This window comes from Lactobacillus hamsteri DSM 5661 = JCM 6256, from assembly GCF_000615445.1.
Classification (GTDB): domain Bacteria; phylum Bacillota; class Bacilli; order Lactobacillales; family Lactobacillaceae; genus Lactobacillus; species Lactobacillus hamsteri.
Window position 1 is genome coordinate 1 of record NZ_BALY01000001.1, and the last position, 21024, is coordinate 21024.

Consider the following 21024-nt stretch of genomic DNA (forward strand, 5'->3'; position numbering starts at 1 on the left):
GTCTTTTTTGTATGGTATTATAATTAAAAAATCAAAGAAAACGGTTTTATATGTAAGCGTTTTTTGATACAATAGATAAGGATTCATTTTTGATCTAGAGGAGGAAATAACATGGTAGGAATTGTTTTAGCCAGCCATGGTGGTTTTGCCGATGGTATTGCTCAATCAGCTCAAATGCTATTTGGCGAACAAACAAATTTTGCTCATGTCATTTTGAAGCCTAATGAAGGCCCAGATGATATTCGTGGCAAAATGGAAAAAGCAATTGCTTCATTTGATAGCCAAGATGAAGTGTTGTTTTTAGTTGACTTATGGGGAGGCACGCCTTTCAATCAAGCAAACGGTCTTTGTGAAAAGCATGCTGACAAATGGGCAATCGTTGCTGGTATGAATTTACCAATGGTTGTACAAGCATTAACTGAAAGAATGATGAATGCTAATGCAACTGCTCATCAAATTGCAACTGCTGTAGTTGAACCTGCAAAGGATGGTATTAAGACTAAGCCTTCAGATTTGATGCCTAAGACTGAAAAGGCAGCTCCAGCAGAAGCTAAGGGTAATAATTCTGGTTCTAAGAAGACTATTCCAGAAGGTACTGTTCTTGGTGATGGTCATATCAAATATGTTTTAGCTAGAATTGACTCACGTTTACTTCACGGACAAGTTGCTACTGGTTGGATTCCGGCAACTCACCCAGATCGTGTAATTGTTGTTTCAGATAGTGTAGCAAAAGACGAATTGCGTAAGAGTATGATTCGTGAAGCTGCACCAGCTGGTGTTAAGGCACATACTGTTCCATTGAAGAAGATGGAAGAAATTGCTAAAGATCCACGCTTTGGTGAAACTCATGCACTTCTTTTGTTTGAAAACCCAGAAGATGTTTTACGTGCTATTAAAGATGGTATCGATCTTAAGGAAATCAATGTTGGTTCAATGTCATACAAGGAAGGCGATGTTAACGCCAACAATGTATTATCTATGAATCAAGAAGACGTTGATACTTTCCACGAACTTGAAAAGTTAGGTGTGAAGTTTGACGTACGTAAGGTTCCTGCAGATAATCCAGGTAATATGGATGCTATCTTGAATAAAGCACAAAATTTACTTGATGAACAAAAGAAATAATTAATTAGGAGTAAATAAATGGACTTAAACGCTATACAAATGATTTTGGTAGTGGTTGTTGCCTTTCTTGCAGGTATGGAAGGTATCTTGGATGAATGGCAATTCCACCAACCATTAGTTGCATGTACTTTAATTGGTTTAGTAACTGGCCACTTGGACTTAGGTGTTATTTTAGGTGGTTCATTACAAATGATCGCTATGGGTTGGGCAAACATTGGTGCCGCTGTTGCACCAGATGCTGCTTTAGCTTCTGTAGCTTCAGCAATTATTTTGGTAGAAAGTGGTCAAGGTACTAAGGGTATCGGTATGGCCACTGGTATTGCTATCCCATTAGCTGTTGCTGGTTTGTTCTTAACTATGATCGTACGTACTATTTCTACTGCTATCGTTCACATTATGGATGCACAAGCTAAGAAGGGTAATTGGCGCATGATCAACGTATGGCAATGGATTGCTGTATGTTTGCAAGGTTTAAGAATTGCTATCCCAGCTGCATTGCTTCTTGCCATTCCTGCACACTACGTACAATCATGGCTTGCAATGATGCCAACTTGGCTTAGTGAAGGTATGACTATTGGTGGTGCTATGGTTGTTGCCGTAGGTTATGCAATGGTTATTAACATGATGGCTTCTAAGGAAGTTTGGCCATTCTTCGCAATTGGTTTTGCTTTAGCTGCTGTTAAGGACTTAACTTTAATTGCCCTTGGTGCTATCGGCTTGTCACTTGCTTTGATCTACTTAGCTCTTGAAGCTAAAGGTGGTAAAGGCGGTTCTAACTCAGGTGACGCAGGTACCGGTGATCCACTCGGCGATATTATTGATGACTATTAAAATTGGCGCTTAGAGGAGGATTTTTATAATGGCTGATAAGAAAATTAAATTAACTAAGCGTGACCGCTTTAACGTTATGTGGCATTCTCAATTCCTTCAAGGTTCATGGAACTATGAAAGAATGCAGAACGGTGGTTTTGCTTATGCTATGATTCCAGCATTGAGAAAGTTATATCCAGACAAGAAGGATTTATCTGCTGCATTACAAAGACACTTAGTATTCTTTAACACTCACCCATACTTGGCATCACCTGTTCTTGGTGTTACCTTGGCTTTGGAAGAAGATAAAGCTAATGGTGCTCCAGTTGAAGATGAAGCAATTCAAGGTGTTAAGGTTGGTATGATGGGACCTTTAGCCGGTGTTGGTGACCCTGTATTCTGGTACACTGTTCGTCCAATTATTGGTGCTTTAGGTGCATCAATGGCCTTAACTGGTAATATTCTTGGACCTATCTTGTTCTTCGTTCTTTGGAACTTAATCAGAATTGGTTTCTTATGGTACTCACAAGAATTTGGTTACAAGGCTGGTTCTGCTATTACTAATGACATGTCAGGTGGTTTGCTTCAAAAGGTAACTCGTGGAGCTTCCATGATGGGTATGTTCGTTTTAGGTGCCTTAATTGAACGTTGGGTTAACATCAAGTTCACTCCAATCGTTTCACAAACCCCTATCCAAAAGGGTGGATACATCGAATGGGACAAGCTTCCTTCAGGTGCAAAGGGTATTCAAGAAGCACTTTTGCAATGGAACATGGGCAATGGTAAGGCCTTAACTAATACTAAGGTAACTACTTTGCAAGATAACTTGGATCAATTAATTCCAGGTTTAGCAGGTCTTCTTTTGACTTTCCTTTGCATGTGGTTATTAAAGAAGAAAGTTTCACCAATTTGGATCATTATTGGTATCTTCGTTGTTGGTGTTGTATTCCACGTTTGGGGAATCCTTTAATCTGAAAAATGGTTAAATCAATTAATACGAAGGTCGATCTTACTGTAAATGGTACCTGGTTTAGAGGAATGCCATCTTATGGTAAAGTTATGATCGGTGATAAAGCTTTTGAATTTTATAACGAGAGGAATGTAACAGACTTTGTGCAAATACCTTGGGAAGAAGTAACATATGTAGTTGCTGATGTACATTTCCATGGAAAATATATTCCAAGATTTGAAATTCGAACTAGACAAAATGGTAATTTCATTTTTGTAACTAAAGATGTAAAAAGGACCTTGCGTGTAATTCGAAATTATATTCCTGCTCAAAGAATGCGAAAATCTTTGACATTATGGCAAGGATTAAAGCAACGCTTTACTCGAAAGAGTAAATAAAAATAGCTCCTAACTTCAATCAGAAGTTAGGAGCTATTTTATTATTCAGCCTTTTCTTTATCCCATATTTTAGAAATCACATATAGTATCAAAAAGATTAACATAGCTGCAATCATTGGGATGCGATAACTTGGTAAAATCAATAATAAAATTATCATTAATATAAAGAAAGTTAAAATTAGATAATCAAGATAAGGGAAACCAGGCATTTTAAAGTCATTTAATTGATCTGTAGGAGTGTGATGGCGATATGAAATGTGTGTTAATACCATCAAGCACCAAATGATCAAAAACATACTAGTTGATGTGGATGAAATAAAATTAAAAGCTTGGTCGCCAATTACTAATGTGATTAATGGTGCTAATCCCATTAAAATAGCTGATAAAATTAAACCATTTTGGGGTAATTGTCGATGTGACAAATGACCAAAGGTTTGATTCCATTTCCCTTTTTCATTGAAAGTAACAGAAAATAATAATCGACCAGCGCTATATAGAAAACTATTTGTTGATGATACAGCGGCTGAAATTACAACAAAATTAATAATTGAACTTGCACTGCGAATACCGGTAGCGCCTAAGGCTTGAACAAATGGACTAGAATTTGTAGAAACTTTAGACCATGGAATTACCAATAGAATTGCTAAAATTGCTAAGACGTAAAAAAGAATAATTCTAATTGGTAATTGATTGATAGCATTTCTTAAAGTTACTTTAGGATTTTGAGCTTCAGCGGCAGTTAGTCCTATCAATTCAACACCGATAAAACTAAAGATTACCATTTGAAATCCTTGTAAAAATCCCTTGCTGCCGCGTGCAAAGAAGCCACCATGATCTTCAAGGTTAGCAAAAGCAACGGGGCCAAATGAAGTTTTTCCACCAGTAAGTAACAAATAGATAATTAAAACTACAAAAGCTAAAATTGTAACTATTTTAATTATGGCAAATGAAAATTCTAGGTTTCCAAATACTCTTGCTGAAATCAAGTTAATAATTAATAAAACTACAATTGTAACTAGGCCAGGAATCCAAGGTTTTAAACTTGGAAACCAATATTGGAAGTAAATTCCTAAGGCAGTTGTTTCAGCCATCCCTAAGGTGATCCAACTAATCCAATAAAGATATCCAGTGATAAAACCGATATTTTTTCCTAAATATTTTTCAATAAAATCAATATACGTGTGCTTGCTGAGGTCGGACATGATTAGTTCGCCTAGCGCTCTCATTAAGAGGAATAAGAAAATTCCTACAATGATGTAAATTAGAATAACACTCGGGCCCGCTCGGTGAATACTGTCGCCAACACCTAAAAATAAACCGGTTCCGATAGTTCCACCTAAGGCAATCAACTGAATATGAGCATTGCTCAGCGTTCGTTTATAGCCTGAGTTAGTTTGCGAATCTTTTTCAGTCATTTAATCTCCCCAATATATTTAATGTATATTAAATATTTTATCATTTGAGTTTTTCTCTTCCATAATTTTTAAGATTTTTTTAAAAAATAATTGCTAAAAAACAAAGAAATAACAAATTCAAAAGTTTGTTAATTCACAAACAATTATTAAAGACAGCGCTTCCATTACCGGAATTATGAAATTGTTGGCCTTAAAAAATGCTTGTTCACTAGTAATAATGAGGAAATTTAGCATTTACATTTCAAATTAAAGTGATATAGTGGGCATTGTAAATTAGTTCACAAGAATTAGTATATCTTAGAGGTAATTTTAAATGGCTAAGGCACAACAAAAACAAGATCTCACTGAAGATGAGAAAAACAAGCAAATTTATGACATGGTTGATAATTTGGTAAAAAAATCACATGTCGCTTTAAATAAAATGGCTGATTTCTCACAAGAACAAGTTGATAAAATTTGTGAAGCTATTGCAACTGCCGGTGAACAAAATGCTTATCCACTAGCAAAAATGGCTATTGAAGAAACCAAACGTGGTGTTCTTGAAGATAAAACTACTAAGAACATGTACGCAAGTGAAAATATTTGGAACAGTCTTCGTCATGAAAAGACTGTTGGCATTATTGATGAAGATAAAGAACAAGGCTTAGTTAAGATTGCTGAACCTAAAGGTGTTATTGCTGGTGTTACTCCAGTTACTAACCCAACTTCAACTGTTATTTTCAAGACAATGCTTGCTTTGAAGACTAGAAATACTATTATTTTTGGTTTTCACCCACAAGCTCAAAAATGCTGTGTAGAAACTGGAAAAATTTTACAAAAAGCCGCTGTTGCTGCTGGTGCTCCAAAAGATGCAATTCAATGGATCGAAGAACCAAGTTTGCAAGCAACTACTGATTTGATGACCAATCCAGGTGTTCAAACTATTTTGGCAACTGGTGGTCCAGGTATGGTTAAGGCCGCTTATTCATCAGGTAAGCCAGCAATTGGTGTTGGTCCTGGTAACGGCCCATCATATATTGAAAAGACTGCTAACATTGATCGTGCTGTTTACGATATCGTTTTATCAAAGACTTTTGATAACGGTATGGTTTGTGCTTCAGAAAACTCAGTTGTAGTTGATACTGAAATCTATGACAAAGTTAAGGAAGAATTTAAGAACTGGAATTGTTACTTTTTAAACAAAGAAGAAATTACTAAGTTCGAAAAGCACTTTATTGATCCAAGAAGAGGAACTGTAGCTGGTCCTGTAGCTGGTAAGTCAGCTTATGAAATTGCTAAGCTTTGTGGTGTTGATGTACCAAAGGACACTAAAGTTATTATTGCTGAATATCACGGTGTCGGTAAGGAATTCCCACTTTCAGCTGAAAAACTTTCACCTGTATTTACTTTGTATCGTGCTAAGAGCCATGATGATGCATTTAAGATTTGTACAGACCTTCTTAACTATGGTGGTCGTGGTCATACTGCAGGTCTTCACTCAAGCGATAAAGAATTAATTAGAAAATTTGCTTTGAAGATGGAAGCTTGCCGTATCTTGGTTAACTCTCCAGCTGCCTTGGGTGGTATTGGCGATCTTTACAACAATATGCTTCCATCCTTGACTTTGGGTACAGGTTCATATGGTGCTAATACTTTCTCACACAATATTGGTGCAAGAGACTTGCTTAACATCAAAACTGTTGCAATGCGCCGTGACAATATGCAATGGGTAAAAGTTCCAGCAAAAACATACTTTGAACATAATGCTGCAAACTACCTACGTCATATGCCAAATGTAAATCGTTTCTTTATCGTTACTGATGAAGGGGTTTCTGACCAAGGATTCGCTGATGAAATTACTGATATTATTTCTAAGCGCCGTGGTGCTAAAGAATATGAAGTATTCAAGGCTGTAACTCTTGATCCAAATACTGACGTAATTAAAGATGGTGTTCACCGTATGAACATCTTTAAGCCTGACGTTGTTGTTGCCATCGGTGGTGGTTCAGTAATGGATGCTGCTAAGGCAATGCGTTTATTCTACGAAAATCCAAATATGACTTTTGATGAAGCTTACCAAAAGTTTTTGGATATTAGAAAAAGAGTAGTTCGTTTCCCAAAGATTAATGGCGTTCAATTGGTATGTATTCCAACTACTTCAGGTACAGGTTCCGAGGTTTCACCAATTTCTGTAATTAGTGATGCTAAGACTGGTATTAAGCATACTTTATGTGATTATGCTTTAACTCCTGATGTTTCAATTGTTGATGATCAATTTGTACAAACTTTGCCAAAACGCTTAATTGCTTGGTCAGGTTTTGAAGCTTTAGGTCATGCTATTGAAAGTTATGTTTCAACTATGGCTACTGACTTCACTCGTGGTTGGTCACTTGAAGCTATTAAGACTATTTTTGAAACTTTGAAACCTTCATATGATGGTGATTTAGATGCACGTAAGAGAATGCATGATGCAGCTACAATTGCCGGTATGGCATACTCAAATGCATTCCTTGGTTTGGAACACTCAATTGCCCATACTGTAGGTTCAACATTTGATATTCCAAGTGGCGTAAGTGATGCGATCGTTTTACCACAAGTAATTCGTTTTAATGCTAAACGTCCACAAAAACTTGCTATGTGGCCTCATTACTCAGTTTACCGTGCTGAAAGAGATTATGCTGATATTGCTAGAGCTTTAGGTTTAACTGGCTCAACCGATCATGAATTAGTTGAAAAGTTAGTTGAAAAGATTATTGAATTAGCTCATTCAGTTGATATCAAGTTAGCCTTCAAAGAATATGGTGTTGATAAGAGCAAATTTGACAGCAAAGTTGATGAATTGGCTGTTGAAGCTTATGGTGATCAAAATACTGTAACTAACCCAGTTGCTCCATTAATTACTCAAATTACTAGTTTGATGAAGGACTGTTACTTGGGCAAGGGTATTAAGTAATACAATATAAAATCGCGTTAATTAGTTAATCGTAATACCAACATTGTCTAACTTTTGAGATAAATAAAAGAATCGTAGTTAAGTACTACGGTTCTTTTTTACTATAAGCGAAAGTTATTTTTATGAATTTAATATAAGTATTTTTCAAATAATTGAAAATGATCTTTAATAAAAGTGAAGATAAATTGATGTAGAAGGGAAGAAACAATATGTCAATTAAAGAAGATGCCCAAAGAGCACATGCAAACTTATTAGAAAAAACTGATCCTGAAGCCTTAGAAAGAATTAACCATTTTACTTTTGATGAAGTTCAAGAAGATGTTGATTTGCCAGATAGAACCAAAATGCTTTCAACATTAGCTTATTTGTTGGGATGTCAAGGAGTAGATGAATATAAAATTATGCTTCCTGTTGCACTTGACAATGGTGTAAGTCCGGTTGAAGCAAAAGAAGTTTTATATCAAGCAATAGATTACTTAGGCTTAGGCCGAGTAATGCCATTCTTTAAGGTTACTAATGACGTACTAACTGTACGTGGAGTTAAAATGCCGCTTGAAGGCCAAGCCACTACGACAATGGAAGATCGTCTTGAAAAAGGTGAAGAGACACAAATGCGGTTATTTGGCCCACAAATGAAAGGATTTGCTGAAAAAGGAATTATTAATAAATGGTTAGTCGATAATTGTTTTGGTGATTATTACACTAGAAAAGGTTTAGATGATAATGATCGTGAAATGATTACCTTCTGCTATTTAGCCGCTCAAGGTGGGGTGGAACCACAACTTTTGGCACATGCTAAAGCAAATATTGGTTTAGGCAATGATAAAGAATTTTTGACAAAAATTGTTTTGCAAAATGAACCATTTATTGGTTATCCTCGTAGTTTAAATGCAATTAGTGTTGTTAACCAAGCCGACAGTGAACTTAATAAGTAATTTTGATATTAAAGAAAATAAAAAGAAGATTGGATTTGTCCAATCTTCTTTTTTAGTAGTAATTAAGAAATTCTATAATATTTTACTGTCATTAATTATTTATTGTTAACTTAATTCCTTGATAATACCTTCCAAGGTTTCCTTAGCTTCATCTTGGATAGGAGTTTCTGGATGCTCCTTATCATAATTGTTAAGCCAATCAAGACGATCTTGCATTCTTCTAGCTAAAGTCTTTTGATATTCAGGATCATCTAAGTGAACTTCATAGCCATCAATTGGTAAGTAAGATACGCCTTTGAAGTTGCCGAATGCTTTGAAGTCATTGTCAGTAATAGTACCGTTGGCTAAATCTTCAATAATTTTCTTGGTAACTTCCTTAGGTATGTTTTTGCCCATAAATGCATCAGTATTCAAAATGTAGCAACTTGCGCCACGCTTAGTGAACAATTCCTTGAAGTCTCTATAGTCACCAGATACTGGATATGCACGGAATGGGTCTGCGAATGGTTCAATTACCAAGGTATTCATATCAAAGCCTTTAGGTAAGTTTTCTGCAGAAGTTCTCTTAGTTGCTAAAGTACAACCCATGGTTGTTGCTAAAACTGGATCATCAATCTTGAGAAGTGGAGGCAATGAACCATCTTTCATAATCCAGAATAAAGCAGTAATTGGAGCCTTTTCAAAGTCGACACGATGAGGTGAAGTATAACGAGTCTTGATAACACGACCATTGTTGTTACGTAAGTCTTCAGTTACGATAACTTTTTTACCATTTGAGTCTAACGTTACGTCACAGTTCATAATGGTAGTGTAGTATTTGGTTTCATGGTGACCTGCTGGATAATCGTGAGTCTTGTCGAAGTATGAAGGCTCAAGAGCTACAGAAGAACCATCTTCACGAGAAATAATGAAAGCATCGTCGTGCAATACTGTGATATCGTATTTGCCATCGTACATTTCGTGAGTCAAGGTTGATTTACCTGAACCTGACAAACCATAGAATGCAAATACTTTATCATCTTTATCAGTAAAGTGGAATGACTTTTCACCACCATGACATGCTGTGTAACCATGACGGTGAGCAATTGCCCAAGCTAAGGTTAAAGTACCTTTCTTAAGTTCACCAAAGTAACGAAGGTTGAAGACAGCGGCACAGTTGTGAGGAGCGTCAAAGACACCTAAGCCCTTTGGGTAATCTGGATCTTGAACATTAGGGTCAAAGTAGAAGTAAATATCAGGTTCATCATATGCCTTTGACTTCTTATACATTTCGGCAGCTTCGTCATCAAAGAAGTGGAAGTTTAAAATGTATGAAAGTAAGTTGAATGCTTGATCTTCAGGCATCATAACGTGCGCTTTAACGGTAAATGATGGATCAAGACCTACTAAAACGGTAGCCTTTAAGTACTTTTGCTCGTGACCTGCGTAAATATCTTCACGCAAATTGCCGGCTAATGCTTCTGCATCTTCTTTAGGATCATCAGTAAAGTGACGGGCACTTGCAGTTCTTCCCAAGATTTTACCGTGATTATAAACTAATTGAGTAGCACCTTGTGGCAAGCCTAATTCTTTAGTATGCAAAATTGGCAAGTCAGTAACGATAACTCCTGATTGTTTTTTGGCTAAGTTGTAGGCTTCTGCAACACTGGTAACTTCGTGAACGTTGTTGCCGTAAAAGGCACTTTCAATAGTGGCGCGTACACGACTGAACATTGGGTTAGCTTTTTTTAATTCATCTTGTGAATAACGTTCTTTTGTACTCATTAGTGATTTTTCCTCCTTCGAAACCAAAGAAAGCGGTTTCATCAATTAACAAATATATAATAACATAATTAGCTGGCCGTAACTAGTTAATATTAAAAAATATATATTTTAGGTAACGATAACAAGTATTTTAATTGAAGACTTAAAACTGTTATAATGTTTGAACGTATGTACGAATTGGAGGCGACACAAGTGGATTTCAATGATTTAAGCAAATATGTTTATCAAAAATATGGTTTAAAATTTCAGCCTGCTATACCGGGTTCAAAGGAATTATATGTATTGATGTCGCCACTTGATAGTTCATATTTTGCGATGATGTCACGAATAAAAAAAGATGATGCCGGCATTGATGGACCAGGTCATATTGCAACTCTTGATTTACGGTGTGGAGATTTTTCTGATATGATTCGTGATTTGCCGGGATTTACTTCGGCTTTTCGTTTAAAAAGTAAAGATTGGGTTGGCGTGTGGCTTGATAGAGGAAATGATCAAGCTATCAAAAATGCGCTTGACTATGCTTTTAAGTTGGCAATGAATGGCGATAAGTTAAATATTGCTGATACCCAATATATTTATGTTCCTGGCGAAAAAACGGATGAGAAATATCAAGAACAAAAAATAAAGCCACGTAGGGAAGTGATTAGGCGCAATAAACAAAAGCAAGTTCCTGATCAAATTCAAAAAATGCTTGAAAGTTATGATTACAGTATTTTGCCAGCAAAAGGCAGAGCGAAAAATTTCTATAATCAAGCTAAAATGATGGCAGATTATTCAGAAGAATATGATCAACCTGCAGCTTTTAAACGCTACTATCCAACTTATCACGATATGATGGTGCCACAGTTAAGGACATACTTTACTTGGCGTAAAAAAATTAGAGAGGGAAAGTTTGAAAAGACTAGCACATCATATGCTTATGTTTATATCTATGAATTATTGAATAATATTGGCGTTAAAAATTCGGATGATGGTTTTGAAAAACTGAATAAATTTAAAGAATATTATGCCCAGAAATACGATGTTGAGATAGTAGGCAATCTTGATAGATGGCTCAAAGATTATGTGTTGTATTATCATTTAGATCGTGAAAAAGTTAATCAAGTTTTTGAAAATGAGATAGCAACGGATAAAGATTATCATGTTTTGTTACATCCTAATGATTATTCAATTTCTGAGCTTGTTGAAGTTTTTAAACGATTGTCGCCGTATCTTTCTACTTGCTTGTCTTACAAGAAGTTAGGAGATAATTTCGATCAAGTCTTTGCAGAAATATGGAATCGAATTTTAGTTTTAAAAAGAAAAAATAATATTTCCTTTTTCAGTAAATACGTCGCTCATCGTAATTTACTTGTTGAAAATCTGTTTACGGGCGCAGTTTTTTATCCGCAAAAAAATGAATTGCAAAGCTATATTATTGACCCGGAACGAAAATATTTATATAAGGCTGATAAATGGTATGTTAGTGTATTGCATCCTGTTAAAAGGCAGCGTAGCGAGCTTAATACTTTTATTCATGAAGTAGATCGCTTAATGCGGATAAAATTTCGACTTGGACGGCCGCTTAAGCCAAGAAAATTAGAAAAAGTTTTTTTACAAGCAATTGAAACTGGGATAGATACTTACCAGCAAAAAGTAGAAGACGCTAAACGGCCTAAAATTGAAATTAATTTTGCAAGTTTGGGACAAATTCGTGCGGATGCTTCTGTAACGCGAGACAGTTTGTTAACAGATGAAGAAAAACAACTGGAAGCAGAAGAGGAGAAAAAAGAAACGCAAAAGATTAAAGAAAGTAATCCACCTGTGGAAAAAGAGCCACAAACAAAAGAAACTTACGGTTTAAGTAAAGATGAGCTGTTTTTCTTAATGTCCTTACTAACTAAAAAGTCATGGCAGGATTACGTTAAAAAGCGCCATTTAATGGCTTCAATTTTAGCGGATAATATTAATGATAAGTTATTCGATGAAATCGGGGATGCCGTTATCGAGTTCAATGATCAAGACCAACCAGAAATTATTGCTGATTATTTGCCGGATTTAGAAGAAATGTTTTTATCAGATGAAGGAGAATGATGAAATGCCAGAAAGAAAACGCAGAGTACCAAAAAGAATAGCTCAAACAGTTTTAAATTCTTTAAAAGGTGGAGTTGTACCGCGAATTGGCCTTCCTTATATTACTGTTGGTCGAAAAGCAGAGATTGAAGCCTTGCTTCATGATGTTGATGTAATTTCTGAAGGTGGTGCATCTTTTCGCTTTGTTGTAGGGCGCTATGGTTCTGGAAAAAGTTTTTTGCTACAAACTATTCGTAATTATGTAATGGATAAAAATTTTGTCGTTGTAGATGGTGATTTATCCCCAGAACGACGTTTGCAAGGCACTAAAGGACAAGGACTTGCGACATACCGTGAACTTATTCAGAACTTATCCACAAAAACGCGCCCTGAAGGCGGTGCATTAACCCTAATTTTGGATCGCTGGATCAATTCTGTGCAATCAGAAGTTGCTCAAGAAACAGGACTTAGTGATTCTGATCCTAAATTTACTACCGAAATGGATAAGAAAATTTATGCGGTAATTGCCAACTTGAACGAAATGGTACATGGTTTTGATTTTGCCAAATTATTAAATATGTATTATCACGCCTATCTTGAAGGTGATGACGAAACTAAAGCCAAAGTAATTAAGTGGTTCCGTGGTGAATATGCACACAAAACAGAAGCTAAAAAAGAGTTAGGCGTTAGCATTATCATTTCAGATGATGATTGGTACGAATACTTAAAACTTTTCGCAGCCTTTTTCAGACAAGCAGGCTATGCTGGTTTGATGATTATGATTGATGAATTGGTCAATATTTATAAGATACCAAATTCAATTAGTCGTCAGTACAATTATGAGAAGATTTTGACCATGTACAATGATACTTTGCAAGGCAAAGCCAAATATCTTGGTATTATTATGGCTGGGACTCCACAGGCTATTGAAGATCGGCGCCGTGGCGTTTATTCATACGAAGCTCTCCGTTCTCGTCTTTCAGAAGGTAAATTTTCTAAAGCTGGAGCACGAGATATGTATGCACCTGTGATTAAGCTTGATCCATTGACTGCCGAAGAAATGTTGGTTTTGACAGAAAAGTTAGCGGATATGCACGCCAATCTCTATGGCTATGAACGTACAATTACTGACGATGATTTAGCAAAATTTATCAAGATTGAATATGCTCGCATTGGTGCCGATACTAATATTACGCCTCGTGAAGTTATTCGTGACTTTATTGAACTTCTCGATATTGTTTGGCAAAATCCCCAAACCAATATTGAAGAATTGCTCAATTCAGATCAATTTTCTTATACCAAGTCTGAAGCAGTGTCCGACAAGAAGGATGAAGATTATACAGAATTTACAATTTAGAAAAGGAAACTAGCAATGGACGTTTTTGATCATTATGCACCCTTTATTCAAAATTATATTTATGAGCATAATTGGCAGACTTTGCGTCCGATTCAAGTTGCAGCGGCCGAAGAAATATTTGAAACGGATCATAATGTGCTTTTGTCGGCATCAACGGCTTCAGGAAAAACTGAGGCAGCTTTTTTTCCAATTTTGTCAGAAATTTATGAAGAACCCAGTGATTCAATTCAAGTTTTGTATATTGCGCCATTGAAGGCATTAATCAATGATCAGTATGATCGTTTAACGGATTTGTGTGTTGATACGAATATAAAAGTTTGGCGCTGGCATGGGGATGTTGCCCAATCCCAGAAGAGGCGCATGTTAAAAAAGCCATCAGGAATTTTGCAAATAACGCCTGAATCTCTTGAAAGTTTCATGATCAATAAGCATATGGATATTCCGCGACTTTTTCATGGTTTGAAATTTATTGTCGTTGACGAGCTTCATTCTTTTCTTAGAAGCGATCGTGGCGGGCAAACTTTTTCTCTAATTGAAAGAATTTCAAAATTAGCCAATATAAATCCACGCCGAATTGGCCTTTCTGCAACGATCGGTAATCTTGATGCAGCAAGTAAATTTCTGGGAGCAGGCAGTAGACACGCGACAGTTGCTCCGAAAGTTCAAAATGATCGCCAAGTTTGGCGACTTTCAATGGAGCATTTTTATCAAACTAATCCACAGGCCGCCAGCGAAGATTTTGACCCAGCAGAAATTGTCGAACCAAAAACCGATAAAGCTCCGGCTCTAGCTGATCCAGGAATTGGCTATATTTTTGAACATACTCGTGGCAAAAAGTGCTTGGTTTTTACAAATAGTCGTGAGGAATGTGAAGCTGTTTGTCAGGAACTTAGAGAATATTGTCGCTACAATCATGAGCCTGATCGCTTTCTAATTCATCATGGTAATTTGTCGCCGGCCCTTAGGGAGACAGCCGAACAGGCGATGAAAGATGAAGATTCTTACATGACGACATGTGCGACAGCCACTTTGGAATTAGGAATCGATATTGGAAAACTAGAGTCAGCTTTTCAAATTGATGCACCGTTTACTGTCTCGGGCTTTTTGCAAAGAATGGGAAGAACCGGACGACGTGGTGATCCGCCAGAAATGCACTTTGTCATGCGTGAAGAGCATCCTGAATCTAGAACTATGCTTCCAGATTTAATTCCATGGTCGCTTCTTCAGGGGATTGCTTTGGTTCAGCTTTATATCGAAGAAAAATGGGTTGAGCCACCTGAACCTAATCGTTTGCCGTACAGTCTTTTATACCATCAAACGATGAGCACGCTTGCTTCAAGTGGAGAAATGACTCCGGCTGAACTTGCTTCACGCGTTTTGACTTTGTCATATTTTCATAATGTTAGTCAAGATGATTACAAGGTATTATTAAGACATTTGCTTAAAACAGATCAGATTCAGCGAACGGAAAATGGCGGTTTGATTTTGGGCCTTGCTGGTGAAAGAGTTGTGAATAACTTTAAGTTTTATGCCGTTTTCCAAGAAAATGAGGAATTCAGTGTTCATGCCGGCAGTGAAGAATTGGGAACGATCGTTAAGCCGCCTCCTGTTGGAGATAAAATTGCGATTGCAGGCCGTGTTTGGGTAGTCGAATATATTGATCGCAAGCGGCATCAGGTTTATTGTCATGGTGTTGAAGGCAGAATTCCCGCTTATTTTGGGGATGTTCCAGGTAATATTCATCCGCATATTTTGCATAGAATGCGAAAGATTTTAAATGAAAAAACAATGTATCCATATTTGATGAAAAATGCGAAGGCGCGTTTGACGCAAGTGCGTGATACTTGTAATATCGCGGGGTTACCACAGAAGCAATTGATTAATTTAGGCGGGAAAATGTGGGCATTCTTTCCGTGGACTGGTTCGTATGCCTTTTTAGCATTGGAACGTTTAATCAGGATAAAATGTAGCGATCGTTTGAACTTGCGTGGTTTTAATTCATCGCGTCCTTATTATATGGAATTTGCGATGGATGCAACTGAAGAAGAATTTTTCAAAATTTTGAAAGAGGAAGCTGCAAAAGATTTCAATCCAATGGATTTAGTTTATCCAAAAGAAGTGCCTGTGTTTGACAAATATGATGAATATTTGCCTGATGAATTAATTCGTAAAGAGTTTGCGGAAAGCGTGCTTGATGTTAAAGAAATGAAAGGGTGCGTTGCACAAATGTAAAAGCCAGAGTCAAGCGACTCTGGCTTTTTATGCTTGCCAATTATTACTTTATTAGCCATAATTTTCAAAACACTTATACATGTATCTTAAATGATATGCGATGAATATACAACAAAATTACAATTTAGAATTTACTTTTCTGACATGACGGAGAACGGATTGATAGATAATTAACCAGATAATTCCATATGCAATCCAATATATAATTGAAAAAATGCTAAAACCTGACCAATTTCGTGGAATCCAAGCATTTATGAAGTAAAAGAAAAGTAAAGAGACATAGATAACCAAGCTTTGAATTAAAGTTGCCTTGCCTAATGATAAGCGCTCAATTTGATATACAACGCCTATGCCACCCTCAATGAACCCAATTAATAAACTGGAAATAATCGCTAAGTTTAAAGTGGGAATAGGAATACTATGGACAATATTTGCTTGATTAAGACCGAGATAGATAAATACTAAAATAATTGGCCCAAAGCCCATAGCGATTAATCCACGTAAACAGAAAGTTTTAAAGTATCTCATGATTCAAGCTCCTTTCTAATTTGAGAGAAACATCGTCTAGAAACATAATCACTAATACCGTTTTTCATAATGACATTTACACCTGTACCAGAAATAACATTGAAGCGTTCGATTTCGTGGCGATTTACAATGCTAGACTTATTTATTTTCCAGAAATAATCAGGTAATTTTTGAGCTATTTGGTAAAGACGCTCCTTAAGAAGATATTTTTTATTCTCCTTAGTTATGAGATATAGTTTTTCAGAAATTATGGTAATGAACGCAATATTTTCGAAAGAAATTTGCACCAAATCATTATCATCGTAAGCAATAAGTTTATTTGAATTTCCTTGGCTTAATACAAATTCTTTTAAATCGTTCGAAAAAGTTGATTCTTGGTGAAGTTGAGCAGTAACTTTTTCTTCTTCGTGAGGTGTAATTAATAAATGGAATTTCATTGGAATCCTCCTTTCACTTTGAAGTATATATAAAAATGTAAAAAAATACTTGGTAATTACAATTATCGGTTAATTTTTAAAAGTAATCGGCAGTATTTTCTTCTGTAAGCATATTTAGTGACAAATTCTTGTCGTAGCATTACATTATAGCTAGTAATTATTACTTACTATTAGTGAGGAAGGATTTATGAAAAAAGTAAAAAATATGATTATTGGCTTTGGTAAAGGCGGAAAAACTTTGGCTAAGTTTTTAGCACAAAAGGGTGAAGAAGTTTTAATCATTGAAAAATCTAATCAAATGTATGGCGGTACCTGCATCAATATTGCTTGCCTTCCTTCAAAGCGTCTAATAATTGAAGCGGCAAATGGTGTTGAGTTTACTGATGCGATTAACGGTAAAAATGAAATGACCGCATTTTTGCGCGATAAAAATTATCATATGTTGGCTGATGAACAAACAGTAACTGTTCTTGATGGAGAAGCTCACTTTATTGATGATCATCAAATTGAAGTGCAAACGGCAGATGGCATTAAGCAATATGAAGGTGAAAGAATTTTTATCAATACAGGAGCACTTCCAAATATATTGCCGATTCCCGGTCTTCAAAACAGCAAATTTGTTTTAGATTCAACACAGGCAATGGATGAAAGCAGCTTGCCTAAAAAGTTAGTCATTATTGGTGCAGGTTATATTGGTCTTGAATTTGCTTCAATGTTTGCGGAATATGGTTCAGAAGTAACTGTTTTGGATAATCATACTGATTTCATGCCACGTGAAGATACTGATATTTCAGCAATGATTAAACAGAATTTAGAAGAAATTGGCGTAAAGTTCGAATTAGGAGTTAAGATTCAAAAAGTTGTCGATCATCAAGATAAAGCCGAAGTTGTTTATGAAAAAGATGGGCAAATTTTGACAGCTAAAGGTCAAAGAATTCTTGCAGCTACGGGCAGAAAACCTAATACTGAGGGATTGGATTTAGAAAATACGCATATTAAAACTACTGATCGTGGTGCAATCGAAGTAGATGATTATCTTAGAACAAGTGTGGATAATGTGTGGGCAATTGGCGATGTAAAAGGTGGCTTACAGTTTACTTATATTTCTTTAGATGATTTTAGAATTATCAAAGATCAACTATTTGGGGATGGCAAACGTAAAGTAAGCGATCGAATTAATGTACCATATAGCGTCTTTATTGAACCGGCATTGTCACAAGTGGGGTTGAATGAGAAGCAAGCAAAAGAAAGAGGAATTGAATACGAATTAAAGAAATTACCTGTTGCTGCTATTCCTAAGGCTAGAGTAGCTAAGGACCCAAGAGGATTATTTAAGGCATTAGTTGATCCAGCAAGTGGTCAAATTTTAGGTGCTACTTTGTATGGTATTGAATCATATGAATTAATTAATATGATTTCGTTAGCAATTAATCAAAAAATCCCAGCAAGTGTGCTTAGAGATCAAATTTACACTCATCCGACTATGAGTGAAGCATTTAATGATTTATTTAAATAAGTTAAAAGTAATTGGTGTATTTTGCCAATTGCTTGTTGATTGTTATATACTTTTAGTAAGTAAATGGAAAGAAGTAAATTTATGATTCATAATTCAACAATTGATACCCAAATTAATCATCGTTCAATCAGAAAATTTAAAGATCAAACTTTAAATAAGGAACAACTCACAACTTTATACACGGTCTTCCAGCGTACAGCGACAAGCATGTTCATGCAAAATGCTTCGCTTCTTCATATTACGGATCCTGATAAAAAGAAGAAAATTCAGGAGCTTTGTGGTCAAAATTATGTTGGTGCAGAAGGCGACTTATTTATTTTTGTCGTAGATTTGTACCGCAACCAGCAAATTCGTAAGCAATTAGGTAAAGATGATGGCCGTGTTCACACAACTGATATTTTCTTCCAAGCAATGGAAGACACGCTTTTAGCATTTCAAAACGTAGCTAACGCTGTGGAGAGCATGGATTTAGGCTATGTGCCTCTTGGTACAGTGAATGATCATCCTAAGAAAATGCTGGCTACGCTTGACTTACCTAAGCTTACTTTTCCTGTTTTAGGGATGCAGGTTGGCGTGCCTGATCAAAAGCCACAATTAAAGCCAAGATTGCCACTTGAATTTACCTGCTTTGAAGATGAATATAAGAAGGATTTTGATGTTAAAGATTTGGCTGATTACGATAAAGTAGTAACTACTTACTATGACTTGCGGGATGCCAATCGAAGAATTGATTCTTTCACTAAACAAATCACAGGTGCAAAACTCAATAATCATGAAACTGATCGAGATGAATTGCCTGAACTTCTTCACGCTCAAGAACTTTGCTTGGATTGGAAGTAAACCCTAGTATTAAGAATATTGAACCTAACATGTAAATTTGGTATAATTTACATGTTACGGGTATGCTGATTTAGCTCAGTCGGTAGAGCGTTTCCCTCGTAAAGAAAAGGTCGCCAGTTCGATTCTGGCAATCAGCACTCAGAGTACTAACAAAAAGCGTTTCTAGATAATTCTAGAGACGCTTTTTTTATTTTTGATAATATTATCCGTAAATTCGTTTAATTTGTTTGAAGCCTGTTTGAAAACCATCTTCAAGTTCAGGTAAATCTAAAAATTTTATATATTCAATTATACGTTGTATTTCTATGTCATTTTTTGTTTCTATATAATTAATATAAGCTTGAAACATTTTTGCATGTATCTTTTCATATGCATGCCGATCTGAAATTTGTAGTTTATTAAATTTATTAAGTAATAATTGAGCCTTTTTATAATCTTTTCGTATTAAGCTAGTTATAGCATTAAGAAGAGTATTAAGGACATCATCGTACCATTTTCTATTGAATATTTTTTCATTGTTTGAGTAATTGATTAATGAAATAGATAAACGATAAATACTTGATGAATCTAACAATCCTAAAGTATTACCAAAATAAAAAAGGTATTCATAGTTCCATTCGTCAATATTTATTAAATTTGATGTTAATTGATTTATTTCTTTATAATTTAAAAGATTTTCATTAAATAAGTCATTATAGAAATTACAAGCTATGCAAGATTCAAAGAATGAATTTATATCTTGAGGATTTGATCTATATTTTGCTATATTTTCTAAAGCATATTTATGTAATGCCTGTTTATCACTTTTTACATAAGCTATGTTAATTTTGTTGGCTATTCTGTACAGTTGTGAAGAAGTAATAGTTTCTAAAAATTCCATTGGCTGGATGTGTATTCGTTTTAAAAGTAGAAGAACTTGGTTAAAAGATAAATTGTCTTTTCCTTGTTCCCATCTTTGAAGACTAGATTTAGATGTGATGCCATTAGCTGCCTCAACTAAAGTTATATGTTGCCTTTTTCTTAAATTACGAAATTTTAATCCATATTTATTATTCATAGTATTTGCCTTAATTATAATTTTGATTAAATATATCTTACCTCCCTAGATACAAAAAAATTATTATTTTCCCAATACAGGGAATAAAAAGAAAAATAAATTTAAAATAGTAAAAAGGATTTATAAATCAATATTTATATCTAAAGATTATCAATTCTTTTTTAATACATTATGGATAAGATTGGCTTTAATAAAAATTAATAATAAATTTTCCCAGGAATGGTCAATCTTCATATTTTTATTTTTAATAATGAATATAATATAAGGCAAGCAAGATAATATTGTTTGTTTTTAGAAAGTGAGGATTTTATTATAATTCCAGCAACTAATGTCTCAGCTAATTAGAGTACAATTTAAATCATTATAGTGATAATGGTGCTAACTATTATGATTCAAGTCAATTTGCTGGTAACACAGATAGAAAAATTGTTAAAATTTCTGGGAGAAGTACAGATTCAGCTAATTGGGAAGAAGTTTCTTTAACGAATGTTTCATCGTTAAATGAAAGTGGATATTCCACCGAGTTAGAGGGTATTCAACTTATTAGCGATAATGATTTAATACTTAACAGTTACATATCATAGAATTCTGATGCTTTAACTTATGTGAACAGAATTAATTTACAAAGTTAACTGGACTTCTAATATTTAAATAGATTATCTATAAGTTTCTAGTCA

The 21024-nt window shown here is 35.2% G+C and carries 17 protein-coding genes and 1 tRNA gene; 13 read left to right on the forward strand and 5 right to left on the reverse strand.

From position 1 onward, the window contains the following. The first annotated feature begins 111 nt into the window (after window positions 1–111). From JCM6256_RS00005 to JCM6256_RS00020, 4 genes are read left to right on the forward strand one after another with little or no spacing between them, the layout of a single operon-like run. Window positions 112–1125, forward strand: coding sequence for a PTS sugar transporter subunit IIB (locus tag JCM6256_RS00005; RefSeq protein WP_025079826.1), 1014 nt, complete (start codon window positions 112–114; stop codon window positions 1123–1125). Between the two features lie 18 nt (window positions 1126–1143). Beyond that, entirely contained in the window at window positions 1144–1956 is an 813-nt protein-coding gene (locus JCM6256_RS00010; RefSeq protein ID WP_025079827.1) for a PTS mannose/fructose/sorbose transporter subunit IIC, read from the forward strand. Window positions 1957–1984: 28 nt separating this feature from the next. Continuing rightward, window positions 1985–2905: a PTS system mannose/fructose/sorbose family transporter subunit IID gene (locus tag JCM6256_RS00015; RefSeq protein ID WP_025079828.1), complete on the forward strand. Its 921-nt coding sequence runs from the start codon at window positions 1985–1987 to the stop codon at window positions 2903–2905. An 8-nt stretch (window positions 2906–2913) separates the two neighbouring features. Further along, window positions 2914–3282, forward strand: a complete 369-nt coding sequence (locus JCM6256_RS00020) for a DUF956 family protein (protein WP_025079829.1) — start codon at window positions 2914–2916, stop codon at window positions 3280–3282. Between the two features lie 41 nt (window positions 3283–3323). Here JCM6256_RS00020 and JCM6256_RS00025 read toward each other — a convergent pair whose 3' ends face one another. After that, window positions 3324–4697, reverse strand: coding sequence for an amino acid permease (locus tag JCM6256_RS00025; RefSeq protein ID WP_025079830.1), 1374 nt, complete (start codon window positions 4695–4697; stop codon window positions 3324–3326). Between the two features lie 313 nt (window positions 4698–5010). Between JCM6256_RS00025 and adhE the strand changes: the two genes are divergently transcribed. Then, window positions 5011–7629: a bifunctional acetaldehyde-CoA/alcohol dehydrogenase gene (gene adhE, locus JCM6256_RS00030; RefSeq protein WP_025079831.1), complete on the forward strand. Its 2619-nt coding sequence runs from the start codon at window positions 5011–5013 to the stop codon at window positions 7627–7629. A gap of 209 nt (window positions 7630–7838) precedes the next feature. Further along, the gene (locus JCM6256_RS00035; protein WP_025079832.1) at window positions 7839–8564 is read left to right on the forward strand and encodes a carboxymuconolactone decarboxylase family protein; all 726 of its coding nucleotides are present in this window, start codon (window positions 7839–7841) and stop codon (window positions 8562–8564) included. Window positions 8565–8669: 105 nt separating this feature from the next. On the opposite strand, the gene JCM6256_RS00040 is transcribed toward JCM6256_RS00035, so the two are convergent. Further along, a complete protein-coding gene (locus JCM6256_RS00040; protein WP_025079833.1) occupies window positions 8670–10328 on the reverse strand; it encodes a phosphoenolpyruvate carboxykinase (ATP) in 1659 nt (552 codons plus the stop codon). 192 nt (window positions 10329–10520) lie between these two features. On the opposite strand from JCM6256_RS00040, the gene JCM6256_RS00045 reads away from it, so the two are divergent. From JCM6256_RS00045 to JCM6256_RS00055, 3 genes are read left to right on the forward strand one after another with little or no spacing between them, the layout of a single operon-like run. Further along, entirely contained in the window at window positions 10521–12401 is a 1881-nt protein-coding gene (locus tag JCM6256_RS00045) for a TerB N-terminal domain-containing protein (protein ID WP_025079834.1), read from the forward strand. A 4-nt stretch (window positions 12402–12405) separates the two neighbouring features. Continuing rightward, on the forward strand, window positions 12406–13737 hold the full coding sequence (locus JCM6256_RS00050) for an ATP-binding protein (RefSeq protein ID WP_025079835.1): 1332 nt from the start codon (window positions 12406–12408) through the stop codon (window positions 13735–13737). Between the two features lie 15 nt (window positions 13738–13752). Further along, window positions 13753–15969 (forward strand): DEAD/DEAH box helicase, encoded by a 2217-nt coding sequence (locus tag JCM6256_RS00055; RefSeq protein ID WP_025079836.1) that lies wholly within the window; start codon window positions 13753–13755, stop codon window positions 15967–15969. A gap of 117 nt (window positions 15970–16086) precedes the next feature. Here JCM6256_RS00055 and JCM6256_RS00060 read toward each other — a convergent pair whose 3' ends face one another. Both JCM6256_RS00060 and JCM6256_RS00065 read right to left on the reverse strand, forming a co-directional pair. Beyond that, window positions 16087–16497 (reverse strand): DUF3021 domain-containing protein, encoded by a 411-nt coding sequence (locus tag JCM6256_RS00060; RefSeq protein WP_236694711.1) that lies wholly within the window; start codon window positions 16495–16497, stop codon window positions 16087–16089. Beyond that, window positions 16494–16934, reverse strand: a complete 441-nt coding sequence (locus tag JCM6256_RS00065; RefSeq protein WP_025079838.1) for a LytTR family DNA-binding domain-containing protein — start codon at window positions 16932–16934, stop codon at window positions 16494–16496. The genes JCM6256_RS00060 and JCM6256_RS00065 overlap by 4 nt, the downstream gene beginning before the upstream one ends. Window positions 16935–17121: 187 nt before the next feature. Here JCM6256_RS00065 and JCM6256_RS00070 point away from each other — a divergent pair, with 187 nt between their 5' ends. From JCM6256_RS00070 to JCM6256_RS00085, 3 genes are all read left to right on the forward strand, one after another. After that, window positions 17122–18450, forward strand: a complete 1329-nt coding sequence (locus JCM6256_RS00070; protein WP_025079839.1) for an FAD-containing oxidoreductase — start codon at window positions 17122–17124, stop codon at window positions 18448–18450. A gap of 81 nt (window positions 18451–18531) precedes the next feature. Then, window positions 18532–19290, forward strand: a complete 759-nt coding sequence (locus tag JCM6256_RS00080) for an NADPH-dependent oxidoreductase (protein ID WP_025079840.1) — start codon at window positions 18532–18534, stop codon at window positions 19288–19290. Window positions 19291–19354: 64 nt separating this feature from the next. Next, window positions 19355–19427 (forward strand) — tRNA-Thr (locus JCM6256_RS00085). A 65-nt stretch (window positions 19428–19492) separates the two neighbouring features. Here the strand turns inward: JCM6256_RS00085 and JCM6256_RS00090 are convergent. Beyond that, a complete protein-coding gene (locus tag JCM6256_RS00090) occupies window positions 19493–20347 on the reverse strand; it encodes a helix-turn-helix domain-containing protein (RefSeq protein WP_025079841.1) in 855 nt (284 codons plus the stop codon). A gap of 425 nt (window positions 20348–20772) precedes the next feature. Between JCM6256_RS00090 and JCM6256_RS10860 the strand changes: the two genes are divergently transcribed. Continuing rightward, window positions 20773–20931 (forward strand): helveticin J family class III bacteriocin, encoded by a 159-nt coding sequence (locus JCM6256_RS10860; RefSeq protein WP_236694714.1) that lies wholly within the window; start codon window positions 20773–20775, stop codon window positions 20929–20931. Window positions 20932–21024 lie beyond the last annotated feature (93 nt).